18 protein-coding genes are annotated in these 21,665 nt (G+C 52.1%); 11 read left to right on the forward strand and 7 right to left on the reverse strand.

All coding sequences use genetic code 11. The annotated features are described in order from the left end of the window. Positions 1–3 precede the first annotated feature (3 nt). Together ACFE8Q_RS18945 and ACFE8Q_RS18950 are read right to left on the reverse strand one after the other, a co-directional pair. Positions 4–2,121 carry a BatA domain-containing protein gene (locus ACFE8Q_RS18945; RefSeq protein ID WP_375447002.1) on the reverse strand — a complete coding sequence of 706 codons (2,118 nt, stop codon included), beginning with the start codon at positions 2,119–2,121 and terminating at the stop codon, positions 4–6. Positions 2,122–2,280: 159 nt separating this feature from the next. Next, positions 2,281–3,519 carry a bifunctional 3,4-dihydroxy-2-butanone-4-phosphate synthase/GTP cyclohydrolase II gene (locus tag ACFE8Q_RS18950; protein ID WP_375447003.1) on the reverse strand — a complete coding sequence of 413 codons (1,239 nt, stop codon included), beginning with the start codon at positions 3,517–3,519 and terminating at the stop codon, positions 2,281–2,283. 179 nt (positions 3,520–3,698) lie between these two features. On the opposite strand from ACFE8Q_RS18950, the gene ACFE8Q_RS18955 reads away from it, so the two are divergent. The 3 genes from ACFE8Q_RS18955 to ACFE8Q_RS18965 all read left to right on the forward strand — a co-directional run bounded on the left by ACFE8Q_RS18955 (position 3,699) and on the right by ACFE8Q_RS18965 (position 7,314). Then, the gene (locus ACFE8Q_RS18955; protein WP_375447004.1) at positions 3,699–5,639 is read left to right on the forward strand and encodes a T9SS type B sorting domain-containing protein; all 1,941 of its coding nucleotides are present in this window, start codon (positions 3,699–3,701) and stop codon (positions 5,637–5,639) included. Positions 5,640–5,927: 288 nt separating this feature from the next. Further along, a complete protein-coding gene (locus tag ACFE8Q_RS18960; protein ID WP_375447005.1) occupies positions 5,928–6,278 on the forward strand; it encodes a YbaB/EbfC family nucleoid-associated protein in 351 nt (116 codons plus the stop codon). Positions 6,279–6,282: 4 nt separating this feature from the next. Then, positions 6,283–7,314, forward strand: a complete 1,032-nt coding sequence (locus tag ACFE8Q_RS18965; protein WP_375447006.1) for a glycosyltransferase family 2 protein — start codon at positions 6,283–6,285, stop codon at positions 7,312–7,314. Between the two features lie 101 nt (positions 7,315–7,415). Here ACFE8Q_RS18965 and epsC read toward each other — a convergent pair whose 3' ends face one another. Continuing rightward, entirely contained in the window at positions 7,416–8,231 is an 816-nt protein-coding gene (epsC, locus tag ACFE8Q_RS18970) for a serine O-acetyltransferase EpsC (RefSeq protein WP_375447007.1), read from the reverse strand. Positions 8,232–8,423: 192 nt separating this feature from the next. On the opposite strand from epsC, the gene ACFE8Q_RS18975 reads away from it, so the two are divergent. Then, a complete protein-coding gene (locus ACFE8Q_RS18975) occupies positions 8,424–9,629 on the forward strand; it encodes a PQQ-dependent sugar dehydrogenase (protein WP_375447008.1) in 1,206 nt (401 codons plus the stop codon). 386 nt (positions 9,630–10,015) lie between these two features. Continuing rightward, positions 10,016–10,840, forward strand: coding sequence for a hypothetical protein (locus ACFE8Q_RS18980; protein ID WP_375447009.1), 825 nt, complete (start codon positions 10,016–10,018; stop codon positions 10,838–10,840). A 59-nt stretch (positions 10,841–10,899) separates the two neighbouring features. Here the strand turns inward: ACFE8Q_RS18980 and ACFE8Q_RS18985 are convergent, their stop codons facing one another. Next, positions 10,900–11,838, reverse strand: a complete 939-nt coding sequence (locus ACFE8Q_RS18985) for a carbohydrate kinase family protein (RefSeq protein WP_375447010.1) — start codon at positions 11,836–11,838, stop codon at positions 10,900–10,902. Positions 11,839–12,009: 171 nt separating this feature from the next. On the opposite strand from ACFE8Q_RS18985, the gene ACFE8Q_RS18990 reads away from it, so the two are divergent. Genes ACFE8Q_RS18990 through ACFE8Q_RS19000 form a run of 3 tightly spaced genes read left to right on the forward strand, consistent with a single transcriptional unit; the run spans position 12,010 to position 14,858 of the window. Further along, positions 12,010–13,101 carry a hypothetical protein gene (locus tag ACFE8Q_RS18990; protein WP_375447011.1) on the forward strand — a complete coding sequence of 364 codons (1,092 nt, stop codon included), beginning with the start codon at positions 12,010–12,012 and terminating at the stop codon, positions 13,099–13,101. Continuing rightward, positions 13,094–13,666 (forward strand): RNA polymerase sigma factor, encoded by a 573-nt coding sequence (locus tag ACFE8Q_RS18995; protein WP_375447012.1) that lies wholly within the window; start codon positions 13,094–13,096, stop codon positions 13,664–13,666. Before ACFE8Q_RS18990 ends, ACFE8Q_RS18995 begins: the two co-directional genes overlap by 8 nt. Then, entirely contained in the window at positions 13,647–14,858 is a 1,212-nt protein-coding gene (locus tag ACFE8Q_RS19000; RefSeq protein ID WP_375447013.1) for a hypothetical protein, read from the forward strand. Before ACFE8Q_RS18995 ends, ACFE8Q_RS19000 begins: the two co-directional genes overlap by 20 nt. 92 nt (positions 14,859–14,950) lie before the next feature. Here the strand turns inward: ACFE8Q_RS19000 and ACFE8Q_RS19005 are convergent, their stop codons facing one another. After that, positions 14,951–16,453 carry an MFS transporter gene (locus ACFE8Q_RS19005; RefSeq protein WP_375447014.1) on the reverse strand — a complete coding sequence of 501 codons (1,503 nt, stop codon included), beginning with the start codon at positions 16,451–16,453 and terminating at the stop codon, positions 14,951–14,953. Positions 16,454–16,643: 190 nt separating this feature from the next. On the opposite strand from ACFE8Q_RS19005, the gene ACFE8Q_RS19010 reads away from it, so the two are divergent. Beyond that, the gene (locus ACFE8Q_RS19010; protein WP_375447015.1) at positions 16,644–18,053 is read left to right on the forward strand and encodes a BamA/TamA family outer membrane protein; all 1,410 of its coding nucleotides are present in this window, start codon (positions 16,644–16,646) and stop codon (positions 18,051–18,053) included. Positions 18,054–18,062: 9 nt separating this feature from the next. After that, positions 18,063–18,605 (forward strand): hypothetical protein, encoded by a 543-nt coding sequence (locus tag ACFE8Q_RS19015; protein WP_375447016.1) that lies wholly within the window; start codon positions 18,063–18,065, stop codon positions 18,603–18,605. Between the two features lie 51 nt (positions 18,606–18,656). Here ACFE8Q_RS19015 and ACFE8Q_RS19020 read toward each other — a convergent pair whose 3' ends face one another. Next, on the reverse strand, positions 18,657–20,141 hold the full coding sequence (locus ACFE8Q_RS19020; protein WP_375447017.1) for a PAS domain S-box protein: 1,485 nt from the start codon (positions 20,139–20,141) through the stop codon (positions 18,657–18,659). A 78-nt stretch (positions 20,142–20,219) separates the two neighbouring features. After that, positions 20,220–20,669 (reverse strand): response regulator, encoded by a 450-nt coding sequence (locus ACFE8Q_RS19025; protein ID WP_375447018.1) that lies wholly within the window; start codon positions 20,667–20,669, stop codon positions 20,220–20,222. A 343-nt stretch (positions 20,670–21,012) separates the two neighbouring features. Here ACFE8Q_RS19025 and ACFE8Q_RS19030 point away from each other — a divergent pair, with 343 nt between their 5' ends. Further along, the gene (locus ACFE8Q_RS19030; RefSeq protein ID WP_375447019.1) at positions 21,013–21,651 is read left to right on the forward strand and encodes a porin family protein; all 639 of its coding nucleotides are present in this window, start codon (positions 21,013–21,015) and stop codon (positions 21,649–21,651) included. The last annotated feature ends 14 nt before the right edge of the window (positions 21,652–21,665 follow it).

Raw genomic sequence — 21,665 nt, forward strand, 5'->3', positions numbered from 1 at the left:
GGTTCAGGCTTTCAGCACGCGAACGAGTATGATTTCGAGCAAAAGGAAAGCCAGTGCCGCTATAATACAGTACGGCCACAGATTAGTGCCAAGGTTCTCGCGTTCCAGCGCCTGTCCGAAATTACTGTCCTGAATACTGTCGAAAACTTCAACATTGGTTTGATTGGCAAAGGCCTGCCGGAGTTCGGCGGCACTATAGAACGCCATCTGCGATTCGGCCCGGCCGTGGTTCAGCGCGATGATTCGTTCCGTTTGTGGCGCGCCGTCGTTGCCTGTGCGCTGCAACTCATAGTAGCCTGCCTCCACGGTCTGTCCCGACGTAAGCTGGTTTGCTTTGGGCAGTTCCAATACGAGCTGGTTGCCTACCACACGTTGCACGGGAATAATTTCCAGCGATTTGTTTTTCAATTTATACACCGCCCGATCAGCCGCATTGGCGACGTTGGCCGTGGCCGGGAAAGTCAGTACATTATCGTCGAAGGAGTAGGCTGTGCGTTGAGGACGAACGCTGAGAGCCGCCATTTTGTACATCACCGGCACAAATAGCGCGTGTTGGGCCAGGTTGCCATAATCGGCGGTGAGCGGACTGGCCAGCATATACAGTTGCCCCTGCTTACCGGTCGTACCTCCACCCACCCGCGACTGGGTCAGGAATGATTGGCCGCTACGGAGACTCAGCAGCCGGTCGCCGCCGTTCCATTGCCAGACGGGCGTGGCCTGCGGCATATTGAGCACCTCCTGCCGGAATCCCTGCTGAAACACGTCGGCAAAGAACGGATTGAGACGGTCGGGTTCAGCCATAGGAACCGGCGCCGCATCGGCGGGATTTACCTGAATGCCAGGTACGTTCAGGCTGCTCAGAAAGGAGCCATAGCTCGCCGCATCGGGCCGGGCGGGCGGAATGACGACCATGCTGCCGCCCTGTTTCACAAACTGGTCGAGTTCGGTGCGCAACGTACCCGATACCTGGGGAACACCTTCCAGCACCACCAGATCGGTGCCTTTTAGCTGGCCGACGTCGAAGTTCTGCGCCGAGAATTGCCGGAATGTGAATAAGCTATCGTTCTCGAAAACGGCCTGGATATAGTCGGGCGTGGTTTTCTGCCCGACTAAGTGTAGCACCCGAATGGCAGGCGAGGCTTCGATGACGAAATAGTAATCGTTGTCGAAGGTGATGGGCTGATCATCGAAGAAGACGCGCCCCCGGTGAAACCCTTTTTTGGTCACGTTCACCGTCAGCGTCACGTCGCCCGTGCCATTGGCCGGTAAATTGACCGACGCCGTCGACACCTGCACATCATCGAGATAAAGGCGAATGGGCAGGTTCTGTACCGCCTCGCGCCCACTGTTATGCAGGCGCACGTTAAGGCTGTTGTTCTGCATTTCGCGCACAAAAGGCGTAGTCAGCCAGACCGAATCAACGGCCACGTTACGCTCGGTCTGAGCCGTGACAGGCACCAGGAATAACCGATCGGCGGTATCTATTTTCAGGCGACTGATATCACCAGCGGTACTTTTCTGAAAATCGGAAAACCAGAACAACTGATGCGTTCCCCCCCGGCCCGTACTGGCCAGCAGGTTGCGTTGCCGGCGGTAAACGGCTTCCAGTGTCCGGGGGGTGTGCGCCAGTTTAACCGATGCCAGCCGATCCCGAATGGCTTCGGCCGTGGCGGTCTGTTGTTCGTCGGCCGAGAAATCGTTGGTCAACAGTTGCAGCGATGTGGCGTTCTTGAACAGCGTCAGCAACTGATCGAGCTTACCCACGGCAATGTCGATGTAGCGGCGGTGCGGTGCGTTGTTGTTTTCCTCGTTCTGCATACTGAACGAGTTGTCGATATAGAGACTGGTAGCCCCTTGCCGCGACAGGCCCAGGCTGCTTTTCGAGGGAATGAACGGTTGCGCAAATGCCGCTACCAGTGCCGCCAGAAACAGGCAGCGAGCCAGCAGAATAAGCCAGTCGCGCAGCCGCCTAAACGACCGGGTAGTGGTTTGTACGGTTTGCAGCAGCGCTACGTTGGTGAAGTAAACGCGGCGGGTACGTCGAAAATTAAATAAATGGATGGCAATCGGCACCGCAAGGGCCAGCAATCCCCACAAAAACGACGGAAATAGGAAACTCATAGAGGCGTAACGCTTTCAGGCCGTAAGTTAAGGCGTAGGGTTGTTAAATTCTGTTCAATAGTTAAGGTTCAATGTCCAGCGTTGCGCTGCTGCTTTCAACACGATGATGCGGCAACGCAACGCTGAACATTGAACCTTAAACATTGAACCTCCTGTCATTTACCCTTTCAAAATAGTATGCCCCATTTTATCGCGCTTTGTGGTCATATAACGCTCATTATACGGATTTGTAGGCATTTCAAGCGGTACAGTCTCTACAATTTCCAGGCCGTAACCCATCAGGCCAGCCCGTTTTTTTGGATTATTCGAGATCAACCGGAGTTTATGCACACCCAGATCGCGGAGAATCTGCGCGCCAACGCCATAGTCCCGGGCGTCCATCGGCAGGCCCAGGTCCAGGTTTGCTTCAACGGTATCGCGGCCATTTTCCTGTAATTTGTAGGCTCTCAGCTTGTTAATCAACCCAATGCCACGCCCTTCCTGAAACATGTAGAGCACAACACCTTTCCCTTCCTGCTCCACCATCTCCATCGAAGCATGTAGCTGAGCACCGCAATCGCAACGGCACGAGCCGAAAATATCGCCCGTTACGCAGGACGAGTGCACCCGCACGAGAACGGGCTCGCCCGGCTCCCACTGCCCTTTGATCAGGGCCAGGTGCGTGTCTTCGGTATCATTCTGTTTGTAGGCAATCAGGTCGAAGTGGCCCCATTCAGTGGGCATGTCGACGCCTATTTCGCGCTTGATCAGGCTTTCGGTACGAAGGCGGTAGGCGATCAAATCCTGGATACTAACCAGTTTCATATCAAACCGATCGGCCATGATCCGTAGCTGAGGCAAACGGGCCATCGTGCCATCTTCGTTGAGCACTTCGATAAGCACACCAACCGGTGCCAGGCCAGCCAGCTTCGCCAGGTCAACCGCCGCCTCGGTATGGCCAGCCCGACGAATAACGCCTCCATCGACTGCCCGCAGCGGAAAAATATGACCAGGCCGCCCCAGATCGTCGGGTACGGTGGCGGGATCGACCAGCGCACGAATGGTTTTCGACCGGTCGGAAGCGGAAATACCCGTGGTACAACCGTGGCCCAGCAGGTCGACCGAAACAGTAAATGGCGTGGTATGGACCGACGTGTTGCTGGTCACCATCATGTCGAGGCCCAGTTCCTGGCAACGTTGTTCGGTGAGGGGAGCACACATAAGACCGCGCCCTTCTTTCACCATAAAATTAACCATTTCGGGGGTGACCAGCTCGGCCGCGCAGATCATATCACCCTCATTTTCACGATCTTCGTCGTCAACAACCAGTACAATTTTACCAGCGCGGATATCAGCGATGGCCTCTTCTATTCGATCTAACTTGCTAGTACCCGAATCGGTGCCCGTATCTTTGTTCATAGGTAATTGGATAAGCAGCGTTTTTTGGCGGGTTATTTGCTCCATTTCCTATCACCACTATCCATCCGTCTACAAAACTCTGTCCGGCAAAGATACGTTTCGTCGGATGCGCGAAAAGGACGGTAATTGCGTTAAGGATTCAGAACATCAAGGAACTAGCTACGAAACAACATTACACCGTGAATGGATTCTGGAACAGGCAATGGCAACTCAGCGTGCTACTCATCAGCCTGTTAATCAATATAATACCGGCTTACGCGCAAAATTTCTGCCCAACCTCTGCCTCGGCAGAAACCGGCGGTTTCACCGTTCCCGCGCAGGTATGTGCTGGTAAGCCGCTCGCGGTTACGGGTGTGTTACCTGGTTTAGCCAACATCAGGTACGTGTATCAATATGCTGGGAATGGGATACCGGGTGGCGTTGCCAGTACGAATAACATCTATACAAGTCCGGGTAGTTATACAATCCTACAAGTTGCTGCCGGCAATAATGCTACAGGTACGTTCGCCTGCCGGGTCGTGGAGGTATTACCGGTTACAGCAGTCGCGTTTAGTACAATCAGTTGCGCTAACCGGGTGGTTACGCTGACATACTCCCTGGATGTTGAAACGATTCGCTACGATTTTTTAACCATCAACTGGGGTGATGGCAGTGCTCCGTCTACGGTGGTCCTGAACCACACAGCAACAACTGGTTCGGTGAAGCATACGTACTCTGGCACGGCTACTTCGTATCTCGCCCAGGTGTCAGGAGCATACACCAATGCCTGTACGGGCAACCTCTCTCAACAACCCGTAAAAATACAGACTTCGACAGCCGCCAGCCCAACGATCAGCGCGTTGACCTCAGACGCCACAAAAGCAACGATCACCTATCAGGGTGCCAGTGGCTACAACCTGGAACTGTACAAGAAAGACGCAGGGGGCGTTTACGCGCCAACCGGCCTCACAGGTACGTCGGGCGGAACCTTCACTATTCCTGCGTCGCCAACAGACGTCACCTGTTTTCAGCTAGTGGCCAAAGACGTATGCGGCACCTCCGACCAGCGTTCGGCTGAAGTGTGTAGCTTAGTTCTGACGGCTAAACCGGAAGACAAAAAAAATACGGTAAGCTGGCCCGCCTACGCTGGGACCGATCCGGTAAGGCTATATCGGGTTTATAAAAACGGGGGGCCAGCCTGGGTTGGTCCAACATCGCCTTATGTCGACGACATAGACATCAGTTGCAGCAAAACTTATTGCTACATGCTGGAATTAACGGCGGGGCAGACAACGGTTCGGTCAATGTCTACCTGCGTGTCTGGGGTTGATAATGGATCTGTTGCCTCCCCGGCATCGGCCTATGTTTCGGTTCAGCCCAACGGTGTGAATGTACAGGCAACGTTGCCCACAGTGGGGTTACCGTCACCGTACACACTCGTTATAACACGGGCCGAAGGTGTGGGGGCGGCCTTCCATCCACTGGGTGTGAGCAATGACCGATCGTATCTGGATGCTGCGGTGCAGACCAACAGCCAGAATTACTGCTACCAGACAGCTATTCAGAATTCATGCGGTGTACTCTCTAAACCAACGCCGGCGGCCTGTACTATTTTGCTGACCAAGACAGCCGATGGCAGGCTAACCTGGACGCCGGATTCTCCCTATTCAAACGAGTCACCTCAGTCGTATCAGCTCATTTTCATTGACCCATTAACGGGTGTTTCTGACAAAAAGTCGCTCGGTAAGGTCACAACCTATACACCAGACCCCGACAGCCAGGTTACGCAATATCAGATTGCGGCGGAGAACAAGGCGGGTATCGAAAGCTACTCGAACCCTATCGAGGTTGAACTTGGCCTGCGGGTGTTTGTGCCCACTGCCTTCACGCCCAATGGTGATCAGCAGAATAACTCATTCATGGCAAAAGGGCTACTGGCCTTCTGGGCTACGTTTGAGATGACACTCTACAGCCGCTGGGGTGATGTGGTGTATAATACCACCGATAAAAACACGACCGGATGGAATGGCGAGATCAACGGTACGCCCGCCCAGTCAGGCTATTACGGCTACCGCATCCGCATAACCGATGCCACAGGCAAAGGCTTTGAACGAACCGGTCAGGTGTTGCTGATCCGGTAGTTTTTACAGTTCAATGTCTACTCCCTGATCGTCGCGTAGCAACCCAATGTTTATAGCCTTTGAGCAGTCAGTCATACTGTAGCGTGCCGTAGGTACGCCACAACCACGCCTATTTGTGGTAACGTACCTACGGCACCCCGGGCCTATACATCCCGGTTCTGCTGCAAACATTGGGTCGCTATGCGACAAAAAGGAGTACTGAGGACCATGCGGCAAAGCCTTTTGGCCTGTCAAAGTGAACAGTAAATGCTCCCTTAACGTTGAACGTCAAAATCAGCACCTACTATTATGTTTGGTAATCTCGGAGATATGATGGGCATGATGGGGAAAATGAAGGAAATTCAGTCCCGCATGAAATCCGCCCAGGAAAGCTTAAGTACGCTGTCGGCCACGGGCGAATCCGGGGCGGGTATGGTACGCGCCACCGTAAACGGTCAGAAACAGCTAACCAGTCTGGTTATTGATCCTGACCTGATGAAATCGGCCGATGACCGCGAAATGCTTCAGGACCTGGTCGTTGCCGCTACCAACAAGGCAATGGAGAATATCGAGCCGATCATTAAATCGCATCTGCAACAGGCTACCGAAGGACTACTGCCCAATATTCCCGGTCTGGATTTAGGCAGTATGATGGGGTAATCGTATGTCCCTTGCGGTTGTCATTCTGAATTATAACGGAAGGGGATTCCTTTCCCAATTCCTGCCCACTGTTGTTGCCTATTCAGAGGACGCTACTATTTATGTAGCCGACAACGCCAGTACCGATGGCTCGGTAGACCTGTTACGTGAGCAATTTCCCACCGTGCGTGTGATCGAATTGCCCACCAACGAAGGCTATGCAGGGGGTTATAACACAGCCCTTGAGCATATTCGCCAGCACGAAGGTCCCTTTACATACTATTGCCTGCTCAACTCCGACGTGGCTGTTACGCCCGGCTGGATTCGGCCCGTGCTGACCCTGCTCGACATGAACCCACGCATAGCGGCCTGTCAGCCTAAACTGCTGGCCCACGACCAGCCCACGCAGTTTGAGTATGCGGGCGGTGCGGGCGGCTACCTCGACTGGCTGGGTTTCGCCTTCTGCCGGGGTCGCCTGTTCGATTCCGTCGAAACCGACACCGGTCAGTACAACGATAATCGGCCCGTTTTCTGGGCATCAGGGGCTTGCCTGTTTGTCAGATCAGCCATTTTTCACCAGACGGGTGGTTTCGATACGGCATTCTTCGCCCACATGGAAGAGATAGACTGGTGCTGGCGGGTGCAACGGCAGGGGTACGAAATCTGGACCTGCGGCGAGGCAACCGTGCATCATGTTGGTGCAGGTACGTTGGCGAAAAGCAACCCGAAGAAGACGTACCTGAACTACCGCAATAGCCTGGCTATGCTCTACAAAAACCTGCCCGGTCAAACCCCCTGGGGATTGTTGTTGCTGCGGCTGGTGGTTGATGGCCTTTCTGCCGGGCCATTGCTCCTGCGTGGCGAGTGGGCGGCTATCTGGGCTATTCTTCGGGCACATTTCGCTTTCTACGGGTGGCTGGGTCGGTCCGACGCTTCGGCGTTACGTCAGCAGCGCCGTAGCCTGGCTCGATTGGCGACTACCGAGGTGCGGCTTTTTCCGAAAAGCATTATCTGGCAGTACTTCGCCAAAGGCGTACGGCGATTCTCGGAGTTGTAGTTCAATGCCTAAAGGGCTCCGCTCATCCGTATTGCAATACAGATGGGCGGAGCCCTTTAGGCATTGAACCTTGAACTTTAGACGTTAAACCCAAAACCCTTCTATTGCAATATCGGCCGCACGTCGATCTGGCTCTGGTGGTACACCAGCGAGTGAGGCTCGACGCTTTCGGTTAGCCAGACGTTGCCGCCAATCACCGAATTATGCCCAACCACAGTGTGGCCGCCCAGGATAGTGGCGTTGGCATAAATTACCACGTTGTCCTCAATCGTCGGATGGCGTTTTTTCTGTGCCAGCGATTTGGCCACGTGCGTTGCGCCCAGCGTAACACCCTGATATACCCGGACGTTTTCGCCAATGATCGTTGTTTCGCCGATCACCACGCCGGTGCCATGATCAATGAAGAACGATGGACCGATACTGGCTCCGGGGTGAATATCGATGCCGGTTTGTCCGTGGGCGTATTCGGTCAGCATGCGGGGAAGCAGGGGCACTTCAGCCTGCAACAGCGCATGAGCGATGCGGTACACCGCAATAGCGTAGAAGCCCGGATACACGGCAATGACTTCCTCGATGCTGATCGCCGCCGGATCGTTATCGGCGATAGCTTGTGCGTCGAGCAGCAGGTTTTCGTGAATAACAGGCAGTTCATCAAAGAAGCGCATGGCAACTGCTTCGGCCCTGACGGTTAAATTCGGCTGGAGCGGGTGTAGCAGGCATAATAACTGGTCATTGAGTCGCTGGTAGGTTTCGCCCGCGTTGGCCGTAGCCGACTGGCAATCCTGGGTTACGGGGAACAGCAGGCGCATTAACTGATCGATGAACCGGCCTGCGTCGGGACGCGAAGGCAATCGGTACTGATACTGCTGCTGTTGCGCCGACAGGCGATTCAAAAAAGCGATGAGCGGGGTAGACATAAAATAGAGTGGCTAATCTGCCCCAATCCTGGGGCGACGCTCCAACAGTCCATACAATTTGGACCAAGCAGGAAACCGAGGCAAAATACCGTTAATCAACTGATTGGCGAACAAATGTCGGTCCAAATAGTTCGTCATCTCAGACTGGCTTGCCTTTTGCCTTCGCGTATGTGCAATTCAGCCATCAATGTTATGATTTATAAAACCGTTGTCACGCTCCTTTACTCACTGGCAGCCACCTCTGGCTTCTCGCTCTTTCTGTCGTGGGCCTGTTCTTCACCAACAGAATCGACCACAACGACAAGACTGTCAGGAGCCCCTGCTGCCATCACCATTTCGACCACCGACGCGCACCCTGGCCTTACATTCGATGCCCCGGTCGAGTACACATACGCCAACGACGGAACCAGCCGGATGTTTATTATCGAGCAGTCGGGGAAAATAAAAGTGGTTGATCAGGCAACGGGGGCTAAATCAGCAGATACGTACCTGGACATCAAGAATAAAGTGGCTTACGGCGGCGAAATGGGCCTTCTGGGATTGGCCTTCCACCCGAAGTTCAAGGAGAACGGCTATTTCTTTGTCAATTACACCAAAAACAACCCGCGCGAAACCGTCATCAGCCGATTCAAAGCCAGTTCAACCGATGCTCGCCAGGTCGACCCAGCCTCCGAGGTGGTGTTGTTTACCTTCAGGCAACCTTATTCAAACCATAACGGCGGTAAAATCGCCTTTGGGCCTGATGGCTGCCTGTACATTGCCACCGGCGATGGCGGGAGCGGTGGCGATCCACAAAACAACGCCCAGAACCGCACGGTGCTGCTTGGGAAAATCCTGCGAATCGATGTGAACGGAAAAGACAAGGGGCAGTATGGTATTCCGGCCGACAATCCGTATAAAGCCAACAAAGACGGTTTCCGCGAAGAAATCTATGCGTACGGCCTGCGAAACCCGTGGCGGTTCAGTTTTGATAAACAGGGTAAACTATGGACGGGCGATGTTGGCCAGAATGAGATTGAGGAAATTGATGTGGTGACCAAGGGCGGCAATTATGGCTGGCGGATTCGCGAAGGCAACGCAGGCTACAAACCAGGAGAAAAAGCCGACGATCCACTGGTCGAGCCGATCCATACGTATACGCACGCAAACGGTGACCTGTCGGTGACGGGTGGCTACGTTTATGAAGGAAAAGCCGTTCCGGCTCTGGCTGGCAAGTATATCTTTGCCGATTACGTCAGCGGGCGGGTGTGGGCCCTAACGCCAACTGGCCCAAACAAGGCGACTAACCAGTTAATCTCGGAACGGGCGGGTACTATCTCCGCGTTTGGCGAAGATCGAGCTGGTGAGTTGTACCTCTGCGATCATGCTGAGGGTAAGATTCTGAAGCTGGCGAAGTAACAGACATAGCAAAAAAACGCCTTCAACGTACCTGATTATAAATCGATCAGATACGTTGAAGGCGTTTTTAACGTACTGGTAGCCCTAATTCCCTGGTAGGGCGTTACCTCATATTTTTTAACAGATGTGGACAGAAACGGAAAGCCAGACTGCGAAGCAATAAGATGATTCCCCTTAACAAAGGCCAGGTATACTTTATCAAGAACCAATACTGGTCAACGAGAAACTTCTGATTGAATGCTTTCTACTACAACCAAGCTGTTGTTCGCTTCTTAACAAAAGTATGTACTCACCAGCCACATGAATTCATTGACATATTCCTCTTTTGTTCCGTCATTTGTTCCCTACGTATTCGCTTTTTATTCCCTCACCAAAATCCAAGGCACATGACAGAGCGTGAAATGCAGGCCCTGAGAGAGGATATTAAAAAAAAATACGAGACGTGCCGCTTACAGAAACCCGGAAAATATCCAAAAATCAAGTTCAATAGCTATCCGGCTGCCTATGCTCATCTTCAGGAATCGATCAAAGAAGAGCTAGTCAAGTATGGACAAACAGATACGCAGCAAGCCGTTGCGGCTATCCCCAGCACAAAAATCTTCGCCAAAATCTTTCATGAGAATTATGTCCTGAAAGACGAGAAAATCATTGATACCTGCTACCTGTATGCGCGGGGAAAAACAAGGGATGAGTTTTACGAAGTAGCCGATGGTCTGGCCAGTGCGAATATGACCCAAACGGGACCGCTGGCCAAAAACTGGTTGAGTAATTGGACAACTACCGGTAAGATAACGCTGGCCGGGGTTATCATACTCGCCGGTCTTGCGGTTCATAGGGCTACAACTCAGCCAGCTACTCTGTCTGCCAGTGGATTAGTGATCGATAGTCCCACCAATGACAGCATCGTTCCGCGTCAGTTACTGGCCCGGGGAAAAGTGACCAACGCCAGTACCGTCTGGATCGTGGTTCGTAACGCCAAAGCGATCAGGTATTGGGTACAGCCTGAGATTAAAGTCAACGGCGATGGCACTTGGAAAGGCCCGATTTACATTGGCAGTGAAGACAAAGCCGATATCGGTATGAAGGCGCAGATACGGGCTTTCGTTGGTCCAGCCAAATCGCTGACAGAGGGCGAAGTACTGTATTCCTGGCCAGAAGCGCAGCTCTCTTCCGGTATAGTGGAGGTGGTCAGAGGCCCCAAAGACAACTGACCCGCAGTCGTTCAGCTACCAACTATGTATCGCCAGAAGATGACTGCCGGTTTATGGTTCTACAATTCGTACAGTACTTTCCGGTCAACGGTTGGCGGTAGTGAACCGCGACGAATGAGTTTCAGAGCAGCCAGATTGGCGCCAGCGGCGGCACACTCAGCGGGCGTACAGCCATCGAGCCAGGCGGTTAGAAAACCAGCCCAATAGGCGTCGCCCGCACCGGTAGCATCCACTACAGACAGGGGCTTTCCGGGCATCTGCACGACGCTACCTCCGTTATCGGTCGAAACGATACTACCTTCAGCGCCAAGCGTGAGGCAAACGAGTTTGGCCCCCATCCGGTGAAAATCAGTACGTATCTGTTCCGGCGTTTGCGGGGCACCGTAAAGGCGTTCGGCGTCGTCTTCACTCAGTTTAACCAGGGCACCGGACGCGCAATAATCGCCCAGCACCTGCCAGGCGTTGTCGCGATCTGGCCATATACTTGGTGCGTAGTTAGCATCGATACTGATCTGCGCACCGGCAATAGACGCACGCCGGGCTGCGTCGACAATGGTTGTCTGGGCAGGGTTACGGCTAAGGGCAAAACAGGTAGTATGGAACAGGGCCGTCTGGTCGAGCAGTTGATCGGGCAGGTGCTCGGGCTGAATCAGGCAATCGGCGGTGCGATAAGCAATAAAATCGGGCGTCCCCTTTGTACGCGACACCACCACAAGGCTCGTGGGTTGAGTCGATTGAACATGTATATGGCTCACGTCGATGCCTGTCTCGGCTACTTTTTGCACCAGATACCGCCCCAGGTTATCGTCGCCAACGCAGGCAACCAGCGCCGCCTGATTACCTAATCGAGCCATATTAGCGGCCATGTTGGCGGGTGAACCGCCTTGAAATCGGGTAAAATCGGCCGCATCGAACAGGCTTTCCGAAAAGGTTTGTCCAATGAAATCAGCCAGTAATTCACCGACCGACAGAATAAGTTGTTTTGAGGTAAGGATCATAGGAACAGTCAGAAAAATGGGTCAGGTACGTTGGTACATGGCCTGAAGATGCACGAAAATAGACTTGTTTTTAACGTACCTAATCCGTTTCGGCAAAAATAAACAGCAACGTACCCAGCGTTTCTGCGCAGTAAGTCGTCTCTGTAAGCAACAGGATTTACTCCACGGATTATGAAAACGACGAAACACGTACTAACCAATATCCAGCGGGTGATTGTGCTAAGTCTTCTGATTGGATCAGGGAGCCGCTGCACCCACCGGGAAGTTGACAGGCAAGCCGAAGGACCTTGCCGAATCAGGCTGATCGAGGCCAAGGATACGGTGCTGCAAAACAACCAAACGCCCGACGACAACACCGATCAGACTGTATACGAGTACGACGAGTTGGGGAGAATAAGTCATATTGTACAACACTATGATAAGCGTTTCAAAGGGCAATCAGCCAGCATTTACAGCTATGTCCAACGTGACGACTACACGTATGACAATGCCGGTTTCCTAATTTCTTTATCATCAGCTTCTCAATGGACACCTACCAATGGGGCCTTGAGTAACAATACCAACACAACGCTGTATACCTACACGTATACAAACGGTCGGCTAACACAACAGCTCAGGCAACAAACGAATGAATATGGCCTCCAGACCAAGACTGTCAGCACCTATACGTATGACACCGCTGGCTCGTTGATCACCCGCGCAGAGGCAACAACCTACCCGGTTATTCCGACCACACTTCAGGAAAGGCCCCTATTTCCAGACGGCATGACATCAGAGTGGACCTATAAAAATGGGAAAGCGGTCGATTATGTTGAGAGGCAGGGAGGAATCGAGGTGCATCCGTACGTGTTTCAAAACGGTCTCTTTCAAACGCAGACGGGCCCCAATTACCGCACAGTCTTCACGTATGACACTCAGAACCGTTTAGTGAAGAGCGAGTTTTGGGTCGATGGCAAATTAACTTCTTACTCCGAATCAACGTACCTCCAGGCCAAACTCCCACCCGGAGAGGTGCCAAATCACTTCAAAGGATTTCCAGACATAAATGACCCAAAGGGAGAAGAAGGCGTTCCAAATACGTATTCTTTTTATTTGGTCTTGAACACAGGAACGATAGAGACCAGCCGCTCGCAGCTACAGTACAAACTTACAGGAGCAGGGTATGTAGCCTCGTCAGAGCAGGTATTGACCCCACCCGCCAATGGGTCATCGCCCCAGTTGATGACGAAAACAACCTACACTTACGACGGATCTTGTGACTAACGCCACGATCGACAGCCTGATTGACGGGTGCCGACAAGGTAAGGAGGCGGCCATGAGTGCGTTTTATGAACGCTTCTATCCGTATGCATTGTCGGTATGCCTGGCCTACGCCGACGATCGTGAAGACGCCCGTGAGTTGATGAATGATGGGTTCATGAAGGTGTTCAGGCGTATTGGTGAGTTAAAAAACGAAGCCGCTCTAAAACCCTGGCTGCGTACGATCATGGTCAATACGGCTATTGATCAATACCGCAGAAAGAAACAGTCACCTACCGTTTCGACCGAGCACATTGAGCAGTTGGTCGCTGAGCCTTATCAGAACGACGAGGCTATTCTGGCGCAACTGTCTGCCGAACATATCCTGGATGTGATTCATCGCCTGCCTCCAGCTTATCGTATGGTGTTCAGCTTATACGTGCTGGAAGGTTTTTCGCACCGCGACATCGCCGATCAGTTGCACATCACCGAAAGCACCTCACGCGCTCACCTCACCGAGGCCAACCGGCTATTGCGCCGTGCGCTGGCTTCACAGACTCACCACACTCATGAACAGCACCGACGATAAACCACTGCACGACTGGGTACGTCAGTCGCTGGACGATTACAAGCCAGTTTACAATCCTGAAGACTGGCGGCGGCTGCGTGGGCAAATCCGGTGGCGCAGGTGGCGTACGGGTCTGCTTGCAGGTTGTCTGCTCTTGATGGGAATCGGTTACCTCATCAGCCTTCTCCCGGCAAAGAAACCACCGATACCCCGAGTTGCCCGCCAATCAGGTACGTTAAAGGTTGTGTGCTCACCCGGTCGGGCAGGTCAGATCAGCGCTAAACGAACGTACTTAAAACGACAGCTAACCCATGTCATCTCAACGAACACAGCACCGCCATCTATACCGGGGTTGATGGAGGACGCCGTTGGCCACGAGCGAACCGCCACCCGGCAACCGGTAGTCGCTCAGGTACGTCCCATTCTGTCCGTTATTCAATCCGTTTGGCGGTGGCCAGTCGTTACGTTTCGAACACTATCACCGTTTGAACTGACCATTGAGAAAAAACTGGTATCGGGCGCTATTGGCCCGGATTCGACCGTATTTGCAGCACTTACACGTAACCTGCGCCGATGGCCGAATGCCGTAGTTGTTTGTGATCTGACAACCAGTATGGATCCTTTTGCCGCCCAGATTTACGCCTGGTTCCGCCACAATAGTAAAAGCCCGCAGATACAGGGAACGGTTTTCTATACAGACTGCGACAGCCTCGGGCAGGAAACCAGGCCTGGCGGGCCAGCAGGAATGTTTTTCGTTACCCGCGAACGAGATCCCCATCGAGCCTTACCCACGCTACTGGCTGCTGCCCGCAACACCCTCAACAACAGCCTCAATGCAGAGAATGTAGTGGAAGCTTTACAATTTGCCCACCGGGAATTCCCTGAAGCGCAGCATCTGATTCTTATTGCCGATAACGGAAGTGGCGTAAAAGACATGGCTTTATTAGCCAATCTTAACGTACCTGTTCATGTTATCTCCTGCGACACGCAATCCGGGCATGACTATGCGTTTGAGCCGGGGCAATTTCAGATTGCTCAACAGACCAATGGCAGCTTGCATACCCTCGACGACGACGTTGATCCGGGTCAACTCACCAACAGTACATTTATTCGGGTGGGCACAACCTACTATAGGTATGCAACCCGAAAAGGCAGGTTTGTCAAAACCAGCTTCCAGCACCGGCCTGTCCGCGTGTTAGGAATGAATTTATAAGTTACCCACGGCACTAGCTATGTAATCAGGAAAGAGCCGCTAATCGACGTCGTTTACCTGACTACAGGGCTGGTGCCGTGGGCGACTTAAAACTAAGCAGTACGGCTTTCTTTAACCAGGAAGCACGAAGCGGCAGCGGCCAGCATACACACGCCCGCCAGCACAAGTGCGTTGCGGGGATCGTCGCCCAGTAGCGTTTTGTAGAAGAGCGGCACCGTGAGCATACCGATAAACTGAGGCACGCAGATAAAGCCGTTGAAAATGCCCATATAAACGCCCATACGCTCTTTTGGAACAGCCCCCGCCAGCATCAGATAGGGCATAGACATAATTGACCCCCAGGCCAAACCAATGATCGACATGCCAACTAGGTAAATCATTTTATCGTTGGATGTCAGCGTCAGGAAGAAGCCGACCGCGCCAAGGCATAGGAACAGGGCATGCGTGGCCCGTGCGCTACCGAGCATTTTAGCGATGCGCGGAATGAATATGGAGATAATGGCACACGAAATGCTAAACATGGCGAAACATAGACCGCCCCATTTTGTCCCGGCCTCGAAACCGGCTGGATTTGACGTGGCGTTGGGTGCGTTGAATGCATATTTAGCTACCGCCAATGACAGAAACTGCCACATCAGCGGCAAGCCATACCAGGTAAAAAACTTGACCCACCAGAGTTGCTTCATTACTGTTGGCATAGACGACAGGGACGCCAGCACTTCTTTGAAAACGGGGAGCATCAGCACCAGATAACCGCCCGCCAGTATACCGAGCCCCCATTTAGCTCCATTCGCTAAACCGCCAGCATTGAAGGCGAAACAGAAGGCCAGGATAGCCGCACCAACCGTGAGGGCCAGATGCCAGAACGAGATCGACTTCTTTTCTTCGTCGGTAAATACATGCGCCTTTTTATAATCGTCATCAACGGGCGGGTATTCTTTGGTGGTGCGCATGGTCCAGAAAACGGCAATCAGGATCGACGCGCCGCCGATGTAGAATGGGTAGCGAACCGAGTTGGGAATACCGTTGGCCAGTTGCGACTCTGAAACGACCATTGAAATACCGATCAGCGGCAGAATATAGGGCATCACGTTGGCGAGTGTTTGCCCGAAGCCAACAAAGAATGACTGAACGGCAAAACCCGTGGGCCGTTGTTTATCGTTCAGCATATCGCCCACAAATGCCCGGAAAGGCTCCATCGCCGAGTTGAGGCCCGCGTCGAGCATCCACATCAGACCGGCGGCCATCCAGATGGAGGATGAATTGGGCATCAGGATCATGGCGATACTGCCAATGAGTGCGCCAGCCAGCACAAACGGTTTTCGCCGACCCCAGGTAGGCGACCAGCTCCTGTCCGACACCGCACCAATAATAGGCTGCAAGAGCAACCCCGTAAGTGGCCCGGCCAGCCACAACCCCGGAATAGACGATTCATCGGCGCCCAAATAACGATAGATGGGGCTCATGTTGGCCTGCTGAAGCCCGAAGCCATATTGAATTCCTAAAAAACCGAAACTCATGTTCCAGATTTGCCAGAAACTCAGGTTCGGTTTAACGGATGCTTTCGCGGCAGAGGGAGCGCGCTCAGTTTGCATAGGTATGTCTTTTTATAACAACAATAATACGCAGACCATTGCATGATTCGGCGAACGAGTTGGGTTATTTCTTACCTTAGAGGTTACTGATGCCGTTTTCTATTCTCTGGGGACTTGAATCATCCAATTGCTTCCGAATTTCGTTTATTGTAAGGCCAGTTAATTATTGTGGCCTGTCTCCCTGCTCGTTATGTCGCTTTTTACGTTCGTTTTCTCGCTTTGGCAACTGGCGGCTCCTATCCCTCCCCCGGCCGACTCGGCGGTGGTGGTCAGGTCGGTAACGCTGGCGGGAAATGTACGTACCCAGGATCGCATCATCTTTCGGGAAATGGCAATCCGTACCGGCGACACCTTGCGCAGAAGTGAATTAACGCAGAAAGTAGCCTGGGACAAGCGCAAAATCTGGAACACTAATCTGTTTGTCTCCGTAGACGTAGCGGCGGTTGAAGATACGACGGCTCCGCTGGGTAACCGCCCCATCAACGTAACGGTGACGATGAAAGAGCGGTGGTACATATTTGTCGTCCCCATCTTCGAACTGGCCGACCGCAACCTGAACGAATGGTGGTATGACCGGGGCCACGACCTGCGCCGAACCAACTACGGCGTTCGGCTCGACTGGAAAAACTTTACCGGCCGCAACGACAAGCTAACGGCCGTTGCCCAAACGGGATTTACCCCGAAATACATTCTTGCCTACGACCGGCCCTATGTCGACAAAGCGCAACGAATTGGTGTTAACGCCGATTTCTATTACGCCACCAACCGCGAAATCGCTTACCGGCCTTTCCTCGACAAGTGGGAATACATTCGACCGGCGGGCCTCACCACCCTACGTACCCGGCTCACCACCAGCGTAGCCGTTACCCGCCGCGATGGCTTCTATAATTTTCACGAACTGGAAGCCCGCTATACAAACAACACCATTGCCGACACGGTAGCCCGGCTCAACCCCGATTATTTTCTGGACGGACGTACCCGACAGCAGTTTCTAACGCTGACTTACAACTACCGCTACGACCGCCGCGATAATGTTGCGTATGCCTTGCAGGGCACTTTGTTAACGGCTATGCTGTCTCGTTCGGGCTGGCTACCCAACGCCGATTTGAAGCAGACCGACTTGCTGTTGGGTGTCAGTCGGTATTATCCGCTCAGCAAACGGTTCTTTGCGGCCAATACCATTCGCTTTCGCAACGTATGGGCCGACCGGCAGCCGTATTTCGGCATCCGGGGGCTGGGCGTGGGCGATGACGTTATTCGGGGTTATGAACTGTACGTAATTGAAGGAAACCAATACGGCGTTTTCCGAAACAACATCCGCTTCCGGCTATTCGATGTGAAGAAGGAGTGGAAATGGATTCCGGTCAAGCAGTTCAATACGGTGCCCATTGCCGCCTACCTGTCGCTGATTGCCGACGCAGGCTATATCAGCAGCAATATTGCCGAGAAATACCAGAGCCGACTGGCTAACCGCTGGCTGTATAGTACGGGGATCAGTCTCGATGTAGTTACGTACTACAACATGGTTTTCCGGTTCAGTACAGTTGTGAATGCGCAGCATGAGACTGGTTTTTTCCTCAACATCCAGCGTGAGTTGTAGTTTCGCAGTATGAAACGCCTTTTCGTCTCCCTCTGCCTTATCGGCCTCGCGGCCGCCTGCACCAGCCGCCAGAACACAGATGCCACCAATAGCTCAGATAGTACTGCTAGCCGAATAGAATCAGGTACATCGACAAAGTCCACTGTTGCAGCCCTAACTCCCCGTCTCACCTCTATTGGTCTGACCACGGATCATGATTGGCGACGGGTAAGTATTGGTGACGATTTTTATACTGCTAAGGCCACTGAAACAACTGAAGCATTCGAGCAAGACGCCAGCCACATCGGTTATACTAAGGAATTCGACAACCTAGAATCTATTGATTATCAATATTTTCAAACAGGTGGAAAGCTTAGTAAGATTCAAGTTGACCTTTATTTGAATACAGCAAAAAGCGTCAATGACTATTTGGTGGACCTAGTACTATATCTGACCGTGCGTTATGGCACAGCCACTACTATCAATGGAGTTGCGACTTGGCAAAACGGTAAAGTAGAGCTTAAGAACGTTTCGAAAGGCAAAGACTTCGGCCTGAAGTTGACGATGAAGTAATAGCAGAGCTTTAGCCCCCTTCAGGGGGTTGGGGGTCTATGCTAAAAGCTATTACTTCGGGAATGTAATTTTGAACGTGGTGCCCTGGCCCATTTTGCTATCTACATCAATGTGGCCACGGTGGCTGGTTACGATATTTTGGGTAGCGGTAAGGCCCAATCCCATCCCGCTTTGTTTGCCAGTAAAGAACGGGTCAAATAGCCGCTGAATATTTTCAGGCGCAATACCACTGCCATTATCGCGAATAATAACGCACACCTGCGTATCGTCGAGGCAGTAGGTATCAACCCATAGTTTGCCCTGACCGGGTTCCATCGCTTCTACCGCGTTGATCAGAATGTTGGTCAGCGCCATACGTACCTGTTCACGATCAAGTGGGGCAGTACAGTCGTCGGTCGAATAGTTGGTTGTCAACTGCATCTGTTTCAACTTGATGCGGTCAGTAACAAAACCGAGTGTGTCCCGAACAACGTCGTTGAGATCCTGTGGTTTACGATCCAGTTCACGTGGTTTCGACGAATTCAACATATCGGTGATGAGTGTGCTGATGCGCTCTACATTCCGCCCGATAATGTCGGTATATAGCTGGGTTTCTTCCTGGTTATCCCCTAATTCGTCGCACAACTGATCGAGCGCCAGGCTCAGGTTCGTCAATGGGTTACGTACCTCATGGGCAATGCTTCGGGCCAGTTTTCCCGTCATCGTTAGCTTCTCAGCGATGATCAGTTCCTGCTGGGCCTTTTTCTGCTCCGTAATATCACGCACAATACCCTGGTACCAAACTGGTCGGCCAGCGGCATCATCGACCGCCCAAACCGAGATCAGGCAGATTCGTTTGCGGCCTTCTTTGCTGACGATAGTCGTTTCAAAATCTTTAATCTGATTGAATTCCCGCACCGAGAAGCGCAATTGCCGCAACGCATCGAGCCGGTCGAACAGACGGGCTGGATTTATCTTCAACAGTTCGTCCCGGTTATAGCCCAGCAGTTTCTCAACCGATGGATTCACGTCACGAAACTGCATATGACTATCGGCGACAAAAATGGCGTCGAACGACCGTTCGAATAGGGATCGATATTTTTTCTCCTGTTCAACCGATTTAGCCAGCGATTCGGCCTGACGTAGCGCATAGCGCACACTGCGACCCAACAACTGAGCATCTATCCGGCCTTTAACCAGATAGTCGGACGCACCGATAGCCATCGCCGAGTAATCGACCGACTGGTCATCCTGTCCCGTCAATAGAATCATGGGCGCCTGACAACCCGCATCGGTAGCCTCTTGAATGAGTTCGATGCCGGTTCGTTCGCCCAGGCGGTAGTCGATCAAATAAACGTCATAATCATTGGCCGTTATTCGCTCGAATGCTTCATCGTACCCTTCAACCCAGTCGAGGCGGAGGTTTCGATTTTCGGGCGCACTCATCAGCGTGCGGGTCAGGATATAGTCATCTTCATCGTCCTCAACCAGCAGCACACGAATGGTGGCTACTTTGTCAGACACGTCGGGAGGTGGCAGGATGACGGCAGGATTCATATGTTTGAGTTGAGCAATAATAAATAGCGGGTACTGCCTCTTCGAGATGCCTCGGTATGGCTACCGCCCATTTGTTTATTAATCCGGTAACTGAACTGTTTCCAGCCAGTAATATTTCAACGAGTTGATCACTTCGACCAACCGATTAAAATTATGAGGTTTCACGATGTATGAGTTTACCCCAATCTCATATGTCTTAACTACATCACCATTGGCCATAGAAGTCGACATAACTACTACTGGCAAACGCCGCAACACGGTATTACCGCGAATTTCGGCCAGTGCCTGGAAACCGTTTTTACGCGGCATATTCAGATCAAGCAGAATCAGGCTGGGAAACGGTGCATTATCAGCAGTAAATCCGTTCTGATGCGTCAGATAATCCATGAGGTCTTCCCCATCCTCGACGAATTTCACCTCGTGGCGAAACCCATTATGCCGAAGCGCTTCAATCATGAATAGGCGATCGTCGGCATCGTCGTCGGCAATCAGAATCGTCTTCACTGTTGTTGATGTAGCGTTTAGCATGCCAGATAAGAAGGTAAAGCTGAGTTACTTGATGAACAGCTAAATTAGCCAATACAGCCCATTAACCACGTAGAAGTTAAACAGAATTAATTAACGTATCCAAGTTCTTGTGTTGTCCATATAGGCCGGAAGTGTGGAATCCGATCCGCAATAAGCGCACAAATAGATTCGGCCAGTACAGATGAAGTGCAATTTTAAAACAAGCCAACTTCCTGTCTACTAACAAATTAAGCAAAGCCAGACTTATAGAACTCCTAAACTGGCACAGATTTATCTTCACAGTTTATCAAACATACAGTTCAGTTTGTATCATCCAACTTTCACAACAATCACTCATAACGTCATGAAAACATCGATCACAACACTCGCATTAATACTACTCACTACCGCTGGTATTCTGTCGGCAAACACAGACGCTAAAGCCCAGGCTCGGGTACGTACCGGTATTAAAGGAGGTCTCTCGGCCAGCACACTTCAGTTCAATGAAGTCGACTTTTCGAATCGCAAAGAACGGATTGGCTTCCACGCGGGTATTTTCACTCAAATTCCGGTAGGGTCTGCTTTCGCCATCCAGCCTGAGTTGCTTTATGTAAACAAAGGCGCGTCAACGAACTCCCGCATTTTAGGACAAGACAACAATTATTCATTCAATCTCAATTACATCGACTTGCCTGTTTTGGCCACGTTCAAACTGGGGGATGCAGTGGAAATTCAGGCAGGTCCTTACGCCAGTTACTTATTAAACTCGGGCGTGAGTAGTTCAGGTATTGTCAACTCAGCCCTTAACCTCAACGCCGATCAGTTTAACCGGGTCGACTATGGTCTGGCGGGTGGCCTGAACGTTTACTTCGGTCAAGTTCTGCTAGGCGTACGTTACACACAGGGCTTGCAGAAAATTGCCAATACTACAGCGTCACAGGCGGTGTTTAGTAATGCCAAAAACGGAGTGGGCCTTCTCTCAATCGGATATAGCTTCAACTAATCTCTAATTTGAAG

This window comes from uncultured Fibrella sp. (genome assembly GCF_964250085.1).
Taxonomy (GTDB): domain Bacteria; phylum Bacteroidota; class Bacteroidia; order Cytophagales; family Spirosomataceae; genus Fibrella.

What these genes read in the sequence shown, in the direction of transcription:
- ACFE8Q_RS18945 (WP_375447002.1), bottom strand. Translation starts at nt 2,121, where the DNA reads ATGAGTTTCCTATTTCCGTCGTTTTTGTGGGGATTGCTGGCCCTTGCG.
- ACFE8Q_RS18950 (WP_375447003.1), bottom strand. Translation starts at nt 3,519, where the DNA reads ATGAACAAAGATACGGGCACCGATTCGGGTACTAGCAAGTTAGATCGA.
- ACFE8Q_RS18960 (WP_375447005.1), top strand. Translation starts at nt 5,928, where the DNA reads ATGTTTGGTAATCTCGGAGATATGATGGGCATGATGGGGAAAATGAAG.
- ACFE8Q_RS18965 (WP_375447006.1), top strand. Translation starts at nt 6,283, where the DNA reads ATGTCCCTTGCGGTTGTCATTCTGAATTATAACGGAAGGGGATTCCTT.
- epsC (WP_375447007.1), bottom strand. Translation starts at nt 8,231, where the DNA reads ATGTCTACCCCGCTCATCGCTTTTTTGAATCGCCTGTCGGCGCAACAG.
- ACFE8Q_RS18975 (WP_375447008.1), top strand. Translation starts at nt 8,424, where the DNA reads ATGATTTATAAAACCGTTGTCACGCTCCTTTACTCACTGGCAGCCACC.
- ACFE8Q_RS18980 (WP_375447009.1), top strand. Translation starts at nt 10,016, where the DNA reads ATGACAGAGCGTGAAATGCAGGCCCTGAGAGAGGATATTAAAAAAAAA.
- ACFE8Q_RS18985 (WP_375447010.1), bottom strand. Translation starts at nt 11,838, where the DNA reads ATGATCCTTACCTCAAAACAACTTATTCTGTCGGTCGGTGAATTACTG.
- ACFE8Q_RS18990 (WP_375447011.1), top strand. Translation starts at nt 12,010, where the DNA reads ATGAAAACGACGAAACACGTACTAACCAATATCCAGCGGGTGATTGTG.
- ACFE8Q_RS19000 (WP_375447013.1), top strand. Translation starts at nt 13,647, where the DNA reads ATGAACAGCACCGACGATAAACCACTGCACGACTGGGTACGTCAGTCG.
- ACFE8Q_RS19005 (WP_375447014.1), bottom strand. Translation starts at nt 16,453, where the DNA reads ATGCAAACTGAGCGCGCTCCCTCTGCCGCGAAAGCATCCGTTAAACCG.
- ACFE8Q_RS19010 (WP_375447015.1), top strand. Translation starts at nt 16,644, where the DNA reads ATGTCGCTTTTTACGTTCGTTTTCTCGCTTTGGCAACTGGCGGCTCCT.
- ACFE8Q_RS19015 (WP_375447016.1), top strand. Translation starts at nt 18,063, where the DNA reads ATGAAACGCCTTTTCGTCTCCCTCTGCCTTATCGGCCTCGCGGCCGCC.
- ACFE8Q_RS19020 (WP_375447017.1), bottom strand. Translation starts at nt 20,141, where the DNA reads ATGAATCCTGCCGTCATCCTGCCACCTCCCGACGTGTCTGACAAAGTA.
- ACFE8Q_RS19025 (WP_375447018.1), bottom strand. Translation starts at nt 20,669, where the DNA reads ATGCTAAACGCTACATCAACAACAGTGAAGACGATTCTGATTGCCGAC.
- ACFE8Q_RS19030 (WP_375447019.1), top strand. Translation starts at nt 21,013, where the DNA reads ATGAAAACATCGATCACAACACTCGCATTAATACTACTCACTACCGCT.